The organism is Tenacibaculum sp. 190524A02b (assembly GCF_964036645.1).
In the GTDB taxonomy this organism is placed as follows: Bacteria; Bacteroidota; Bacteroidia; order Flavobacteriales; family Flavobacteriaceae; genus Polaribacter; species Polaribacter vairaonense.
Genome location: NZ_OZ038525.1, coordinates 1,215,243 through 1,232,854 on the forward strand (window position 1 = coordinate 1,215,243; position 17,612 = coordinate 1,232,854).

15 protein-coding genes are annotated in these 17,612 nt (G+C 32.3%); 4 read left to right on the forward strand and 11 right to left on the reverse strand.

The annotated features are described in order from the left end of the window. Positions 1–38: 38 nt before the first annotated feature. The 10 genes from ABNT65_RS04780 to ABNT65_RS04825 all read right to left on the reverse strand — a co-directional run bounded on the left by ABNT65_RS04780 (position 39) and on the right by ABNT65_RS04825 (position 11,592). On the reverse strand, positions 39–350 hold the full coding sequence (locus tag ABNT65_RS04780; RefSeq protein WP_348706562.1) for a rhodanese-like domain-containing protein: 312 nt from the start codon (positions 348–350) through the stop codon (positions 39–41). Between the two features lie 51 nt (positions 351–401). After that, entirely contained in the window at positions 402–944 is a 543-nt protein-coding gene (locus ABNT65_RS04785; RefSeq protein ID WP_348706559.1) for a sigma-70 family RNA polymerase sigma factor, read from the reverse strand. Further along, the gene (locus ABNT65_RS04790) at positions 916–2,085 is read right to left on the reverse strand and encodes an MFS transporter (RefSeq protein ID WP_348706558.1); all 1,170 of its coding nucleotides are present in this window, start codon (positions 2,083–2,085) and stop codon (positions 916–918) included. The genes ABNT65_RS04785 and ABNT65_RS04790 overlap by 29 nt, the downstream gene beginning before the upstream one ends. Further along, a complete protein-coding gene (locus ABNT65_RS04795) occupies positions 2,076–2,237 on the reverse strand; it encodes a hypothetical protein (RefSeq protein WP_348706555.1) in 162 nt (53 codons plus the stop codon). The genes ABNT65_RS04790 and ABNT65_RS04795 overlap by 10 nt, the downstream gene beginning before the upstream one ends. A gap of 80 nt (positions 2,238–2,317) precedes the next feature. Beyond that, on the reverse strand, positions 2,318–3,718 hold the full coding sequence (locus ABNT65_RS04800) for an NAD(P)-binding domain-containing protein (RefSeq protein WP_348747323.1): 1,401 nt from the start codon (positions 3,716–3,718) through the stop codon (positions 2,318–2,320). A 485-nt stretch (positions 3,719–4,203) separates the two neighbouring features. Further along, on the reverse strand, positions 4,204–5,472 hold the full coding sequence (locus tag ABNT65_RS04805; protein WP_348706551.1) for a peroxidase, FMP-type: 1,269 nt from the start codon (positions 5,470–5,472) through the stop codon (positions 4,204–4,206). 223 nt (positions 5,473–5,695) lie between these two features. After that, positions 5,696–7,795, reverse strand: a complete 2,100-nt coding sequence (locus ABNT65_RS04810; protein ID WP_348706548.1) for a hypothetical protein — start codon at positions 7,793–7,795, stop codon at positions 5,696–5,698. Between the two features lie 19 nt (positions 7,796–7,814). Beyond that, entirely contained in the window at positions 7,815–9,542 is a 1,728-nt protein-coding gene (locus tag ABNT65_RS04815; protein WP_348706545.1) for an alpha-keto acid decarboxylase family protein, read from the reverse strand. Positions 9,543–9,897: 355 nt separating this feature from the next. Then, positions 9,898–10,596, reverse strand: a complete 699-nt coding sequence (locus tag ABNT65_RS04820; protein WP_348706543.1) for a LytTR family DNA-binding domain-containing protein — start codon at positions 10,594–10,596, stop codon at positions 9,898–9,900. A 252-nt stretch (positions 10,597–10,848) separates the two neighbouring features. After that, positions 10,849–11,592, reverse strand: coding sequence for a histidine kinase (locus ABNT65_RS04825; protein ID WP_348747324.1), 744 nt, complete (start codon positions 11,590–11,592; stop codon positions 10,849–10,851). 342 nt (positions 11,593–11,934) lie between these two features. On the opposite strand from ABNT65_RS04825, the gene ABNT65_RS04830 reads away from it, so the two are divergent. Genes ABNT65_RS04830 through ABNT65_RS04845 form a run of 4 tightly spaced genes read left to right on the forward strand, consistent with a single transcriptional unit; the run spans position 11,935 to position 15,322 of the window. Continuing rightward, a complete protein-coding gene (locus tag ABNT65_RS04830) occupies positions 11,935–12,333 on the forward strand; it encodes a hypothetical protein (protein WP_348747325.1) in 399 nt (132 codons plus the stop codon). Between the two features lie 11 nt (positions 12,334–12,344). Then, entirely contained in the window at positions 12,345–13,484 is a 1,140-nt protein-coding gene (locus ABNT65_RS04835; protein WP_348747326.1) for a cytochrome-c peroxidase, read from the forward strand. Positions 13,485–13,516: 32 nt separating this feature from the next. Next, positions 13,517–14,014, forward strand: coding sequence for a hypothetical protein (locus ABNT65_RS04840; protein WP_348747327.1), 498 nt, complete (start codon positions 13,517–13,519; stop codon positions 14,012–14,014). Between the two features lie 45 nt (positions 14,015–14,059). Continuing rightward, a complete protein-coding gene (locus ABNT65_RS04845) occupies positions 14,060–15,322 on the forward strand; it encodes a multicopper oxidase family protein (protein WP_348747328.1) in 1,263 nt (420 codons plus the stop codon). Positions 15,323–15,405: 83 nt separating this feature from the next. Here the strand turns inward: ABNT65_RS04845 and ABNT65_RS04850 are convergent, their stop codons facing one another. Beyond that, positions 15,406–17,265, reverse strand: a complete 1,860-nt coding sequence (locus tag ABNT65_RS04850; protein ID WP_348747329.1) for a carboxypeptidase-like regulatory domain-containing protein — start codon at positions 17,263–17,265, stop codon at positions 15,406–15,408. Between the last annotated feature and the right edge of the window lie 347 nt (positions 17,266–17,612).

The following is a 17,612-nucleotide window of genomic DNA, read 5'->3' on the forward strand; positions in this document are numbered from 1 at the left end:
CGTTATTAATGATGTGAAAGCTGTAAAAAATATTGTATTCAAAATATCAATTCAGCTACATTTTGCCAAGAGCCACCATTTATAATATCTAAACCTTCTCTTTTTAGATAATCCGTTACTTGACCACTTCGCATACCACTTATACAAACTGCTATTATGGGCTTATTCAACTCTTTTAAATAGTTGAGCTTACTTTTAATATTTCGAAACTCTATATGCTTAAAGCTATCTATATGAGCTAAATCCCACTCTTGTTGAGATCGAACGTCAATTACAATGGCATTATTATTTAAATAGGATTGTATGATATCTCTTTGGTATCTACTATTATATGATTTTGAAGCTTTCATCTTTTATATTTTTTTATTAAAGACGAAAGCTTTTAAAAATGATGCAATTAATTAAGAACAAGGTGACTCACTATCGCAATCAGTTTTAGATTTAAAACCTATAATACTTCCTTTGCCTCCTTGTAAAACAGTACAACAACCTTCAAATAGTTCTTTCAGCTTCTTACGTCCTCGTTGAATTTTAGAGCGAACAGTTACATAGTTCATGTTAAGCTGTTCTGCTATTTCCTTTTGAGGTACTTCTTGTAGTTCTGACAAGGTCATTAATTCTCGGTATTCTTCAGGTAACTGATCAATAAAAGAGTTTACACATTTACCCAATTCTATACTTGCATCTTCTTGCTCATCATGATTTAGGAAGGTATCATCTTCAATCGAATTAGTTTCTAATTGTTTTTTTCTATAATAATCAGTAATCGTATTTTTAGCAATGGTATAAATCCAACTTTTAAGATTATCGACACCATTTTTATTTGATTTAGATAATTTTAAGAATACATCTTGAGTTAAATCTTCTGCATCTTCCTGATTACGTACGCGCTTTTTAACGTAACCTAGTAAAGGGTTATATAGTTGTACTATTTGATTTTGCATGTTGTATAATATAATTGATGAATAGAATAGTAGCGATGATAAATAAAGATAAAAATAAGTAATTTGTTCCTAAAGTTTCAATAGCATAAATTCCTATAAGAGCGCCTATAGCAGCCCCTAAGTCCCACCAAGTGCTAACACTAGAAATAGCCTGTAAAGTATTTTCTTGCTGTTTAATAGCAACCAATGGCGAAAAGGTAACCACAATAGTATTACATAAAAAGGCAAGTATAATACCCAAAATAGTTACTTCTACTGAAATTAAAAATAATGACGTTAAACATCCTAAAACAGCAATAGTAAATAGTTTTTCTGGTGGATAATGTAGTGTTAGCATTCCTCCAATAATGGAAAACAGAATAACAAACAATCGTTTTAATAATAAATAAAAAGCTACCAATGTTAGTAATTCACTTGAAGTAAAACTAGTTGAACTTAATAAATGAGCTAAGGTAACTACCAAAATACCATCAATTGCAATAGATAAAATTAGTACTAAAAGGTTCATGGAATTTGGATAAAAAGTTACGCTACTTTTTACTTTTTCTAATACTTTTTCAGACGTAATATTGGGTAACAAATAGGCTAATAAAACCCCAAATAAACTAATTCCTGCAACTAAGAAAAAGCCATTTTCAACACCCAACTCTTTAATAACAGTGGGACCAAACCATAATATAAATAATGCTCCTATTGATTTTATACTTTGAGCTAACCCAAATGCTAAACCCGATTTGTTTTTAGTTTTAGCAGCATAATTAAGCGTAGCTATTTTTAAACCAGAATAGCTTAATCCCCAAAAAATTCTGGCAATTAAGAAAGCTATTAGCCCCAATTTAACCCCATACATAAGCGTAGTAATTACAGCTATTGACGAAGTAATTAATAACATATTTCTCATTCCTATCCGAATTACGAGATTAGCAACATATGTGTTTGCTAAAATTCTTATAAAACGATTAATAGAAAGTAACATCCCAACAACAAAAGCCGAAAAGCCTAACTCCTTTCCATAAATAGGTAAAACAGGATATAAAAGAGCATCTCCTAAGCCTGCAAAAGCCATAACACCACTTGCACGTAAAGCCCCTGTAAATAAGGGGCTTTGTTTTTTAAAAGTAATATATTTTGTTAGCAGCATCCACCTCCTGTTTGTGGTGTTTCTTTTACTTTTGGAGCAGGACCACAACAAGAACTTTTTACTGGTTCTACTTTTACAGGAGTTGATCCACAACATCCTCCACTTTGCTTAACTGTTGTTTCTGTTGTTGTGTTTACGTTTCTTGTTTTCATTTCTTTAATATTTATAAGGTTATTATTTATTTTCTATTAACTAAGACGGACATTTTATGAAATGATGCGCTATTTTTTGGTTATCCGCAACATCCACCTCCCATTTGTGGTGTTTCAAATCCAGATACAACAGATTCTTTTTCAGGAATTCCACAAGCGGCCTCTGTGTTTACTGTTTCTTCTTCTGAACCACAGCATCCACCTCCAGCAGTTTCTCCACCAATTCCGAGATTTGAACTACAAACTCCCGTTTCAGGAAGATTTAACTCAACACGCTCTGCAGCCTCAATATCACCAGCTAAATAAGCTACTATAGAGCGTACTTGCTCATATCCTGTAGCCATTAAAAATGTTGGAGCTCTACCATAACTTTTAGAACCTACGATGTAAAAATCTTTTTCTGGATGACGTAATTCTTTTTCGCCGTGAGGTCTTACTGTTCCACAACTATGAATATTAGGGTCTATAAGTTCGGCCAAATCAAATACTGACTCTAAAGATGAATCTAAATCTATTCGGACCTCTCTAATCATATCTAGATTAGGGCGTGAACCTGTATTACTTATAATTTCATCAACATTTTTAATAGCTTTCATCTCACCATTTAAATCACCAATAACCTGAATACCTCTTTCTTCTTTTGTCAATTTTAAAATATGGAAAGGTGTATAAACATTTAATTTACCACTATTAACCAATTGTTCAATTCTAATACCTAAAGCTCCTCTGGCTTCTAAGGCATCATCCTGCTTTCCTCCATACACCTTATCCATACTATCTTTTCTTAAGATCCAGTTTAATTGAGTTTCAGGATATTCTTTCTGAATTTCTGCTAAATCTAATAAGGCATTAATAGCTGAATGCCCACCACCTACAACTGCTATATTTTTATTTTTGTAACGTTCTAAATGATCTTCTTTTACATTAGGTATACCGTAAAAAATATGATCTGCCAATTCTTGCTCACCTTCAGCATATACACCACCTGAGCCTATAGGGTTTGGTTGATTCCAAGTTCCAGTAGCATCAATAACTCCTTTTGCTTCATAATAATTAATAACTTCATTTTCTTTCACTTTTATTGAAAATGGTTTATCCTCTCGTCCCCAAGTTTTTACTTTATCTAAACCTTTTCTTCCTACAGAGAGTACTTTAGCGTTTAAATGTATATTTGGCTTAATTTGAGGTAAATTTGCAAGTGGCCTAAAATAATCCTCAACTAATTCTTTTCCTGTTGGTAAACCTTCTTCATCTGGAGCGATCCAATTAGTTTGTTCTAAAAGCTCCTTTGCGGCTTTATCTATATTATACTTCCAGGGAGAAAATACACGAACGTGACTCCAAGACAACATGTTTTGTCCTACAGATTGTCCTGCTTCAAATACAATAAAAGGAATGTTTTTTATGGTTAAATGTGCAGCAGCAGCTAACCCTACTGGTCCGCCACCGATTATTGCTATGGGTAAATTATTATTTTGCATCTCTTTTAAATTTTATATTCACTCTCCTAGACGGAGTTTTTTTTAAATGATGCAGTTTTTTTATTTTTTTATAATTAAAAAGTCGTCATGACGAACCACAGCAAAGTGATCTGTTTATTAAGATACAGAATACTTAGTACCCTCTTTCGTTACTGACATATGATTCATCGTAGACTGTATAAATTACTTATTAAGACTAGTCATTATAATTAGAACATAGCAGACCTGAAAACTGACTGTCACAAAATTCCATTTCACTACATTTTTTCATAGTGACATGATTATCATACTCATTTCACTCGTAAGGAGAGCTTTTGTAAAAAGAGAAACTCCTTATATAAATATTCTCAAGAGTATGGTTTAAATTATGAGTACATAAAACGAAAATATTTGGTTTAATCAAAGAAGACTAAATAATGAATAGAAAAAGCCCAACACTATCTAAAATTAGTATTGAGCTGGTTTATCAATTAATTATAATGATTTTAATGTCGTCTATGATTCATCATCGGACAAATACTTTCATTTGACTTTTTGTTTACTTCTTCCTGACTATCAATGTCTGTTGGTAATTTGATAGATGGTAAACGTCTATCTAACGGAATGTCTTTTTCACGTCGTAAAGTATTTACTTGTATATGTGGCCATAATGTTGTTCCTCCATCTGATCCAAATTGAAATTCAAAATCTACAATTTGTTCATATTGCAATTGTTCTATCAATCCTCCAAATTCTTCATCATACACCTCCTCTATCCACATACGATAACGCATACGAACTACTCTACAATAACGCTCAATCATTGGGTTATTGATAACTCCTCCTTGAACTCCAGTGTTATGCAAAGAATCTAATTCAATCATATCATAGCTCTTGAATGCAAGTCCATCGTTGGCATCTGATAATTTTAAATTAGGTTGTACGGTATATGGAAACTTTGCTCCAAATTGATCGTAATTAAAGATTTTCTCGAAATATGCACGACCACTGTTCACTCCTCCTGGTTCTTGATCTTCACGAGGCAATTCTGTCCATGTTGGTTTCTCACGAGATCCTGCAATTAAATCTTTTTCTGGGTTGATTCCCATCGTTGGAGATACTGCTAAATATTGTTGTTCCCAAAGGTCTGCAATATGTGGAGCTTCCCCTTCCTTTGATTCCGTAATATTTCCTGTTAAGTGAATAGTTGTACCATGTGGAATCACCCCTGAACGAGAAATCTGATAAGGTGGTACAAACTGAGGACCTAATTCCCCTGGACCAATTACAGGCTCTCCTCCATCTGTTTTTACCGATTCTTCATCTGAGGTGTGCTTGTACATAGTTGGTGGGTGTTGGTATGGACTATCTTCCTTCCAAGGCATTTCATGATCTCCTAGCCACAAGTACATTCCGTCTTCAAAGTGTTGTAAATCGTCATTATCATCTATAATCGCTGTTTCATATTTAACAGCACCGTTAAATTGCTCATTAGATCCTGCACGATTACGGACTGGGGCGTTTACCTGCGTAAATTTAAGTTGTTCTGTGTATACTTGTGATTTGAAATGGAAAACACCAAAAATGGTTTCAGAAGATGTTCCTGGTGATGGCATTGGTGTGGTATGTAATCCTGTTGGACCTCCTTTCCAGTTGACCCAAGTACCATGGAGTTTAGATAAGATTCCGTGTTGTGTTCCATTATTAGGTTCAGTTGGTAATTCTTTGGGTAATTCCTTATAAGGCCTTACTGATGATTTTTGAGTTTTTTTCATGATAAGTTAGTTTTTAGTTATTGTTTGTTTATACGTTATATCATTTTCGAAATATAATCTTGTACACTTAAAAAGGAGTCATTACGAATGTAGTGCAACGAAATGAAGTAATCTCATCATCGATTTACAGATCGCTCCATACCACGCAATGACGTTACCTCAATTAGTTAACCTTTACAGAACTGACATTATATTCGAAAAATTTAATTGCAAAACGTATTATTTAAGCTGGACAGATAAAAGGATATTCCTTATCATCTATGAGTTTTTCTATATTAAAGAAATCATTTAACACAGATTCTGCAGTACAGAAAGCTCCTTCTACCCAAGCTTGATCGTTAGAATAGGTAGATCCTACAATAAATAAATTACTGTCCTTACCTTTTACTAAAGATGATGGTTTACGAATTTTTTGCTGAACATCTCCAATGTTATAATGTGAGAAATAGGCATGATAACCAGCGTTAAAAGGTGGTAAAGACCAATCCATATACTTGGTTTCTAAAGGCTCTGGAATGGCAGTAAAATTAGCTTCTGAACCAAAATGCAAGGTAGCCAATTGTTGACGTAACATTTTTACCATGATTGCTGGTGCTTTACGAGGTCCTTGTAAAGGTTGTGTATCTTGAGATTCAGCAACTTTACGTTCTCTATTTGGTCCAATTTCTAAGGCTTTCCAGAAAGTAGTATAACGGATATCGTCATAACTTGCTAGTATTCCGTAAATCTTTTTACCTTTTTTATCTCGTGCATTATCTCCAAAGTACACCACTTGTCTAATAGGCATGTCTGTAGCACTTGGTCCAATAGTATCTAAATGCGCAACTGTTGTTATTTGTTGTTTTTCTTCATAGGTAAAACTTGCTTCTACTATGGTTTCCGCTGCTTCTAAAAAAGCCGCTTTTGTATCATAGCTTACTTCTATCAAAGAAGTTACCGAGTTATCATACGCTTTATTATTATTTTCTGCTTCTTGTTTTGCTTTTGCAGCTTCTGAATTTGCTTTTTCAATGGCTTTTAAGTACTTATTTGGAAATTTATCCTTCTTTAATTGCTTAATGCCTTGTTGCGTTAAAAAGTAGCTGTTTAATTTAGCTGGATATTTTGGTGGTGATGGAATATCATCTCTCCACCATGGTGAATCAAAGAACATTCCTATTTTATATGAGGGCTGCATTAAAACAGATTCTAAATACAACTGTACTTTATTGTCGTTTAAAACATCAAAATCACCTCTTTTTTTGTTCATATAACGCGTAGCTTGAGCAACTAAATCAATAGCATATCTACCCATAGCTAAGAAAGCAGCATCGCATTTTTTTGCATCTAATTCTTTAGTAGGTTCTTCCCTGCTTGCTGTTGTGTAATGAATTATGTTTTTATTCTCTAAAATAGAACGTAACCTTGTATTTGGATAATATTCAAAGTTGATTCCTTTTTCTTTTGCTAGTTTTACAATTTCCTGAAAAAGTGTAGAAAAAATACCCGAATAACCAATAGTTAAGGTTTTATAAAGTGTTCCTGGTGTAAATTCATTATTCACTTCAAAAGATTGTGCAGAGTTACTATTCACTACATTTGATGAATATCCATTTCCATCTGCTAAATAACTAAAACCTTCTTGTCCTAAAACATCGTAAGCTAAATTCCAATACCCGATGTCTTTTATTTTTTGTCCTTTTTCAAAGATTGATGCTTCACCTAAATCTTTGGTTATTTTACCTTCTTCATAAAATTTACACCATTCGTTTCTTGTTGGTGGTAAAGCATCGTCAGAAACATCTATTCCAACACTTTCAATTTTAGTAAAACCGTCATCTGGTCCAGAATTGGCACCATAATTATTTACATTATAAGGTGCAGGGTTATTCGAATCAATTTCCGAAGTATACATGTTTTTGGCTCTTAATGATAAAAGCGGATCACTAGCTTCATTAAAGGGCACTGAATATTTCTCTAGACCAATTTCGCTAATAGTTTTGGTAACCAATCTGTGCCCTGGATTATTTCCATCATTTGGATTAGGGTTGTTTTTTGTCTTCTTATAATCCCAAGCAGAATAACGCATTCCTCCTAATTCTAAATAAGAAGCATCGGGGTCATCTTTATAATGCCATGTGCATACTCTAGCTCCTGCAGCTCTGGTACCTTTTTCTTCTTTTGAAAATTGATATTTCCCCCAATCGTATAATTCTAGTGTATCGCCTTTTTGTAAGTTTTTAGAAGTGTCTTTTGCGTTGGCTGGCTTTCCTTGAAGTAATCTCCATGCGGTGTATAAACCAGCTGCTCCTGCGCCAAAAATTGAATAGGTTTTATTTTCCATTGTGAATATATTTAGTTGATTAGTTACAATTCATTTGTTGTGGGGTTAGATTTTTCATTTGTCCTGCTAAATCTTTTTCAGGAATAACGATTTCCACTAACGTAGGTTTGTTTGTTTTTTTATTGGTAATGATTTCCAATACAGAATTTAACTCTTTTATAGTATTAGCTTGATAACCGTTGGCTCCATAAGCTTTGGCCAACGCCATATAATCCCATTTTGGTAAGTAATCAAATTCGTCAAAACTTCCATTTGGACAAAACGCATCTACATCTACAAAAACTTGTTCTATAGCATACACTTGATTACTCATTACAAAAATGACACTATTAACATTGTATTTGGCTAAAGTTGAAAGTGATTGGCAAATCATCATAAATCCACCATCACCTGCTATTGTCCAGGATTGTTTTTTGCTTCCTAATTGCGCTCCTAATGCAGCACCAGTTTCGTAACCAATACATTGCCATGCTGCTGAACTGATAAAACTATTTTGTTTCATTCCATAAATATTGGTTGCCACATACATTGCAGAACTTACTCCAAATGTTAGGTTAATATCTTTCCATAGATTATTAGCTTCTATATGCTTAACCGCATGTTGAAAAAAGCGATTATAGGTAATTACTTCTGGTTGATCATTGTACTTTGGATCTGAAGAAGAAGTCCATGGTTCTGGATACTTTGGTTGTTTAGGTGCTTTATTTTTTAGTGGATATTCTTTACTATTTTCAAAACGCTCTAACAAGGCTTCCATAAAATCTTCCATAGTAACATCTTGATAAGTATAATATCCTGCTCTGATTTCTGTTGTGGTTGCCAATACCATATCTGAGAATTTGTTTTCTACAAACCATAGATAATCGTCAGTAATCAAGGTTCCTAAGGTTAAAAAACAATCAGAAGTTTTTACATAATCAACTACATTTTCTATAGAGGCTGCGTCTGAATAAGTTCCTATAAAATGATCGCTTTTTTCATCTAACACGGTTTTGCCCAATGATGTAGTGGTGTATACAAACCCACTAGCATCTATAATTTTTTGAAGAAGGTCTGATAATCCATGTCGTAACACTTCTACACCTGCAAAAATCATAGGATGTTTTGCTCCTGTTATTTGCATCCAAGCTTGATCTACAGCATTTAGTAAAGCGTCTTGCTTACTCTTTTTTACTTTGGGTTTTAGTTTCTTTTTAGAAGGACGTTTACAAGGTTCTCCCCATACTTCACTATAAGCTGCGATATAAACTGGTTTTTTATGGGTAATTGCTGCCACAATTAACTTGTCTATTTTTTTTGCTGCTCCTACAGAAGTACTTAATGTTTCTGAAGCTACGGTTACATGATTGTAAATTTCCTGATCTGCACTCAAATTTCCTGTTGAATGATGGTATAAAACATTGTACATATTCCCTATTTGACGATCATTTGACCCAGGTGTAGCACTAATCACCACCATTGGACTAGATTCTACATAGGCACCTGCAACAGCATTTAAGGCACTAAAAGTACTTACGCCATATTGTAAAGAAACGGCAGATAATCCTCTAGTTCTACCATAAGCATCCGCGGCATAAGAAGCATCTAATTCATTGGACGTTCCAATAGTTTCAATGCCATTAAACTTTTCTAGAGCTTGAGTAAAGTTTTTAACATAATCACCTGGAATTTGAAATACTTCGGTAACATCAAGTTGTTGTAGGCGAGTTAATAAATAATCTGCTACTGTGAATGTGTCATTTTTCATTGGTTAACGTTTTTAGATTATTACCATTTATAACAACAACATTTTATATTAGCTAGGTTAGTATAAATTCTAAAATTATTATATAATTCACTTTAAGTTAAGTAATTTATTACAAAAACTATTAAACGCTTTAATATGTTACTGATGTAATTTGAACTGTTAGTTGTTATTTAATCGAATAATTGATTATACTCCTAAAAATGAATAATTATTAGCTTTGTTTTTGAGAAAAGGTTCTAAATGTTGAATTTTTAACCATAAGAGTACTTATTTAGTGTATTAAGTTTTTATGGAAAGAATACTTTTTTACTATGTATTTATACCATGTATCATAGTATAATTTTATCATGACTTTTTACTTCCAAACTTTGAAAAAGTCTACTTTATAACTTTCACTAATAGGTAAAAATTCATCTTGGATTTTTACACGACCTCCTTCTGTATAAGTAATGTATGAAAGATTTACTATATGTGAACGATGTATTCTGAAAAAATTAGTACTTCCTGATAGTAAAGCAACAACATCTTTTAATGCTCCATGGACTAATAAGTTTCCGTGGTTTTTAGTAACATAATTCACATATTCATTTTCTGACTTTACATACATAATTTCAGAAATTGGTATGCGGTACTGTTTTTTGTCTGCTTTAATAATTAGCATTTTTTCAACATCTTTTACTACTATTTCTTGACGTTTTTGGTGTACTTCTTTAACTTTTTCTACAGCTCTTAAAAAACGGGGAAACTCAATGGGCTTCACTAAATAATCTATAGCATCTAATTCAAAACCATCTAAAGCATATTCACGATACGCTGTTGTAAATATCACTTTGGTTGTATAGGTTTTTATCGATTTTAAAAAATCAATACCATTTATATCTGGCATTTGTATATCTAGAAATAAAATATCAACATTTTGGCTATTTAAAGTAGGAAGTGCCTTAATAGCTGACTTATAACTACCCAATACTTCTAAAGTATCTATTTTTGAACAATAATTTTCTAGTAATCGTCTTGCTAGTTGCTCATCATCTATAATAATACATTTAAGCATTGTAATTAATCTTTAAGTGAACATTAAAATGTTGTTCTTCTTTTTTAATATTTAAGGTATAATTATTAGCGTATAGCAACTCTAATCTTCTTTTTACGTTAGCAATTCCGATTCCTCCTGTTTTATCTGTTTTTTTGTTTAAACTGAACGAGTTATAACACTTAAAGTCAATACCTTCATTTTTTGAAGATAATTTAACATAAATACTTCCATTAGAGGTATCTTCTATATTTCCATGCTTAAAAGCATTTTCTAAAAAGGTAATAGTAGCATTGGTGCTATTTTTATTTCTGTACTAGCATTTTTATAATCAAAAATAATATTAGTGATAGTATCATCTTTTAACTTGAATAAAGCAATAAAATTTTCGATATAAGCAATTTCATCTTTTAAAGATACAAATTCTTCATTATTGCCATACAATGAATAATCTAACATTTTTGAGAGCTGTAAAATACTATTAGATACTTTAGGATTATTTTCTATAGATAATGAATAAATATTGTTAAGTGCATTGAATAAAAAATGTGGATTTATTTGTTGAATTAGAAAGTTTTTTTCGGCAGAAACACGTTCTTTTTCGGCTTGCTCCTGTTGCAATCGTTGTGTATTGATGTAAGATAACAAAGCTGTAAAAATACCAACAAAGACGGGCACAGAATGTGCCATTAGTGCTTCAACAGTATAATAACTTTCAAGAATTGCATGACCTATACTTGATTTTAATGGTGATAAACCATCTTCTAAAAATTTGGAACCAAAAGCACCTATAGCCAACAAAGTGATGTTAAAAACACCAAAAACTATGTAGGATTTCTTTTCAAAAAATTTAGGAAGTAATAACTGTAAGTTAGCATAAAAAGCAACGCCTTGTGCTAAAGCAAAAATAAAAGTATGTTTTATAGGTGACCTTACTCCTACAACAAACTTGTATATAGTAAATAGTAAAAGACTATATACTATCCAAAATGCAATATGTTTAATATAAGATTTCAAAACAATTCCAAAAATAGACCAATTTACTCTTTAGCAACTATTTTTTTCAATGAATCAGGTTAAAACTTCAGTAAAAACAATTCTTTTTCCAGTATACATATATTTAAACTATTTACTGAAATTATTAATTACCTCACAGAAACTTCAACGCTACCAATTGATTTTTTTTTAATTAAATGTGTGATTTTTTTTCTTTTGCTTCAAAATCAAACAAATGAAAATATTTAATATTCAGTTAATTATCATTACAATTTTATTTACTATACCTCAAATTGGTTTTTCTCAGGATAACAATGAAAACAACTTTCTAGTAGGAGTTATTTTCTCGATGGCGACTATAACGTGACGTATGATTCCACCATCGGTGCAGAGTTACAATTTATTTTTTCTCGTAAATCTAAATTTAACCACTATATCAATGCTGGGTTTAATGCTGATTTAGGCATAGATGGTGCTAATCTATTTACTTTCAATGCTGGAATTGGTACTAGTTACAATTTGTTTTCTATGTGGAAAAAACCTTTTTCAGTTTCATTAAATGCTGGTGGACTTTACATGCATGAAATTTTTAAAAACCAAGTTATTGGTAATGTAATAGAAAACCAATTCAGCAATTTTAGTTTTTTTGGTAAACTTGGAACAGCATATCCAATAACTAAAAAACTTCAACTTCAACTTAATGTTATGCAGTATGGTACAAAAGGAACTTCCTTAGGTACTAGTATTTTATTTTCCTTTTAAAAAATATTTTTATGAAATCACAACAAAATAATGCTTTATTTACCATCAAAAGAATCATTATAGCTAGCATAGTTATTCAGTTTTTCTTGTTTTTGACATCTTGCTCACCTGATCCGGAATATATTCCCATAGATAAACAAGTGGGCGCATTGCCTACATCTGCAATTGATCCTATAGATAATCCACGTACTCCTGAAAAAATAGAATTGGGTAGAATGTTGTTTTGGGATCCGATTCTTTCTGGAGCAAGAGACATGGCTTGTGTTACTTGTCACCATCCTGATAAAGGGTATACAGATAGAATTGATTTAAGTTTAGGTATTGGAGGAAACGGATTAGGAGAAAATCGAAAAGGTGGTCTTTTAATAAAACGTAACTCACCAACTATTCTTAATGCAGCATTTAATGGTATTACAGAGAGCGGTCATTACGATCCTGCGAATACAGTTATGTTTTGGGACAATAGAGCTGCTTCTTTAGAAGAGCAATCCCTTGGTCCAATAAAAGATATGAAGGAAATGAGAGGTGATGCTTATCCGCCTGAACTAGCTATAGACTCAGTTTCTGCACGATTAGCCAATATTCCAGAATATGTTAATATGTTTAATGCTTCTTTTGGTAATGGAACTGTTATTAATGGTGATAAAATAGCTAAAGCTATTGCAGCTTTTGAACGTACACTTATAGCTCCTAATAGCCGTTTTGATCAATACGCTCGTGGTGATGAAAGTGCACTTACGGAAGAAGAAATTCGTGGTTTCAATGCCTTTAATCAAGCTAATTGTACTGCTTGTCATAGTGGTCCAATGTTTTCTGATTTTAAACTACATGATATTGGGGTTCCTGACAACCCAAAACTTACAGAAATAGATACAGGTGTTGACGGAAAGTATAGAACACCAACACTTCGTAATCTTTCCGAAACAGGGCCTTTTATGCATAATGGAATGTTTACAACTCTACCAGAAGCTGTTAGATTTTATAATCGATTTGAACGTAATGATGAACAGGCACAACAAGTAAACTTTAATGGCGATTTAATAGCTCCCATAGTTGCTTTTATTAAAACATTGGATGATCCTAATTTTGATAAAACTGTCCCTGAAAGTGTTCCTAGTGGATTGCCTGTTGGTGGAAATATCCAAGAATAACAAATAATATTTAAAAGTATTAAATCACACTTATGAAACAATTTCATTTCATACTTGCCTTTATAATATTACTTACTTCTTGCAAGGATAAAACAGAATATGTTCCCGTACAAGGCAAGTGGATTAAAGGCACAGAACAAGAACAAATGAAAATTATAGAAACTCAATTAAGAGGTTTAGATATGGCTATGGTAGAGATAGGGTATCGTTACCAAGAATTATATTGGGCTGGACAAGATGAACACTGGGAGTTTGCAAATTATCAACTTAAAAAAATTGAAAAAGCGCTCAAATTAGGATTACAACGTAGACCTAATAGAGCTAAAACAGCACAGCATTTTTTAAATTTTGTAATACCTGAAGTAAAAAAAACGATAAAGGCTAAAAATAAAGAAAACTTTAATGAAAAGTTTAATATGATGAGACAAAACTGTACTGCATGCCATGCTGCAGGAACAGAAGAAAGTTACCCAACATTTACAGTTCAAATACCTAATGACAGACAATCACCTATAAGAAGAGAACAATAATCTATTTTTAATAAAAACATCTCTATAAATTAAATCATAAAAATTATGACAATAAAAAACACGGTTTTTTTACTATTAATTTGCATTCCCTTTTTTTCTTGTGAAGTCAATGATGATATTTCGGCTATATCTGAATCGTTTGATAAAAAGAAAAAATTATACATCCCCCCTTTGATTGATTCTAAAATGCATCCAGAAGGGGTTCCTATCTCTATACAAAATGGAAACCATGAATTTTTTGACGGAATACCAAGCATCACAAAAGGTTATAATGGAAACTATCTAGGTCCTACTATTCGTATGTACCGAAATCAAGATACTCGTATGTTATTTACTAATAATATTGGAGAAGTAACTACAGTTCATGGACATGGGCTACATGTTGCTGGAGATAGAGATGGTGGACCACAAGCAAGAATAAACCCAGGAAGTACATGGGATGTTATTTTACCAATAAGGCAAGAAGCTTCTACAAATTGGTATCATCCTCATTTAATGGGCAAAACTGCAGAACAAGTTCATGCTGGACTTGCAGGGTTTTATATTATAGAAGATGATAATTCTCAATCCTTAAATATTCCTAAAGAATATGGGGTTGATGATATTCCTTTAGCAATTCAAGATAGGACATTTATTAATGGTCAAATGGTAACCTATCCAAAAGGTCAAATGGAAGATTTTTTTGAACCTACTTTAGTAGTTAATGGTACTATAGATCCATATGTTTCTGTTCCTAAAGGTAATGTTAGATTACGACTCCTTAATGCATCTAATGCTAGGTCATATGAATTTTTTATTAAAGGAAATAAGCCTTTTTATAAAATAGCTACTGAGGGTGGTTTTTTGGAAAAACCAGTTTCTTTAACACGTTTATCAATGGCTCCTGGAGAACGAAATGAAATAGTAGTTGATATGTCAAAAGGAAACGTTGAACTTATGGCTTATTATTTAAAGAAAAAATCGAAGCATGGTAGCCCTAGTGACCAAAAAAGTAGAGTACTTTATTTAAAAGTAGATAAATCTAAAAAGGCAAAAAATAAAAACTTGTCCCATTACTTAAATAAAATACATCCTCATAATGAAAATGATGTGATTAAAACTAGACATTTTGATTTGGAAGGAATGGAAATTAATGGAGTAAAAATGGACATGAATGTAATTAACGAAAGAGTAAAAAAAGGAGACTTAGAAAAATGGGTTATAAGCTCAGGACGTCATCCTTTCCATATGCATGGAACTTCTTTTTACATTCTTTCAATAAACGGAAGTCCACCTCTTCCTGAAGATCAAGGATGGAAAGATGTATAAAGAAAGAGGCTTAAAGATGTACTATAATATTCTATCTTTAAGCCTCTAAATTTTTAAGTAAAATTAATTACTTAATAATTACACTAAAAATCTCTATAAATTCGAGCCTCTCCTTCAATTGTATTAACAATTCCTCCATTGTCTACATAATCTCCTGCAAAATCTATAGATATATACTGACCTATTCCTCCTGGGCCTGGTGTTACAGCTACTAAATCAAAAGTTATAGCGTTAGCAAGTGTCATAGTTGCTGTTGGGTTTATGCCATTAACATGACTTAATGCCTCTATATGCATAGTATTAATACCTGTGCCAAAAGGATATCCTGTACCTATTGTTAAGGTATTTCCATATATATACGTTTTACCCGTACCGTTAGAAGCTGTTACTATTACTCCATTATTTCTTATAGCTCCAAAAGGTTGTAGTAAATCATATTGATAAGGGCCTGTTGTAGTATTTATACGGTATCTTATATACTCACTAGCTAATCCTCCACAAAGTACTATATTTTCAGTATTTGCTCCTGCATTTACTGTTGTCGTTGTTGTTAAACCTTGTGCCGTAGTTAAATCAACTCCATTAATAGTAATATTAGAAGGTAAAACACAACCAATACCTGTATGATTATAGGTTCCTGCTGTAACCATAATACCATTTATAAATTGTCCTGAAGAAGAAGAAAGAGTAACATAACCATTGGTTACTGGAGCACCAAAACAATCAGTCACAGTTCCTGATAATGTAAAAGTTTGAAGTGGATTTAAGGTAACGGGGATTGTTACACTTGTTGCTGTTGCAAATGGACCGAAAGATGGGTCGATATATAATAGATTTCCACAATCATCTAATATTCTAATCTCCATTGTTTGATTTTGAGGTACTTTACCACTTACACTACCACTTGCATTTGTATTGGCAAATCTTGTAAAGCCACTATAGGTAATTTCTACTCTTAACCCAGCTATAGGGTTTGTAGTTGCTGCATCAATTACGGTAGCATCAAAATTAACAACGGGAAAAGGAGCATCACAATTCCAGAATGAAAAATGTGACACTTCTGTTACATAATAATTCCCATTTCTTTCTGCAATAGCTTCTTCATACCAAACACCAGCGGTTTCATTAAAAGACCACATAGGTACTTGATTGGCTGCAGTAGTTATTTGATCTGGATGAATAGGCATGATTAATTTTGCTGGATTCATAATCTGCAATTTTTCTCCGGCACTTCCTCTTAACTCTACTTGAACCATACCATAAGTTCCTAAAGCTACTTGTTCAAAATTTTGTGTAATACCATACAAATCTCCAGGCATGCTGTTTGCTGTATCTGGATTAAGGGGGTCTAGATAATGAACACTCACAGCAACATCACCATTGTATACATTACCAGACTCATTTACAAATCCAGAATTAAAATGTATATAGCCTTCTCCTTTTTTAGTTCTAAAGCCTACTTTTCCTCCTTTTTTTGAATGTATACTTCCTGACTCTTTAAACCTGTATAGTTTAATAGTGAAGTTATTTTGATTGCCAACATCAAAATTAGGAACTATGACTCGTGAACCATCTATATATCCATTTGCAAAAGCGCGTATATATGCAAAATATTGCTGTACTTGTGCATTCGTAAAAGATACCATTCCATTTTCATCTGTTTCTTTTGATTGATTACCTATAACAACTTTTGCTCCTTCTATTGGTTGATTATTTTCATCTATTATTCTTCCTAAAAAATTAGATTTAACTTGTTTTCCATTATACTCTCTGATATATTGAATTAATTTTTCATCTATTTCGCTAAGTTTTGATCTTTTTTGCGAATCTTCTAGACTTGCTTTTTTAGCATGGTCTAACAGGTCAGTTTCTTGCTCGCATGCTGTCAAAGAAAAAACGATGACAGCTGCATACAGTAATTGTTTTAAAAAAGTTTGTTTCATGGTTAGATTATTTAAAGTTCCCCTACTCTTTTTTATTGGTTTTTCGGGATACACCAAGGTTTTATAGATGTTATTTTATAAATACACCTATTGGAAGTTTTTATGAATTAAAAAATAATGAACGCTATCTTTAATTAGAGTTTCATTATTGATGATTTATTTACAGTGTGTTTTACTGCTTTTTGTGAAAGTTCAGATAACTCTTTAATTAATTAAATTTTGAAGTGTAAAATTCACAATTAAAGTAGTTGTTCGGTTGGGCTTAGTATTTCTTTATGAATCAAAAATGTATTAAAAGTAGGTATAAATTAATCTATTTTCGTTACATATTATTTATTATAAAGGTA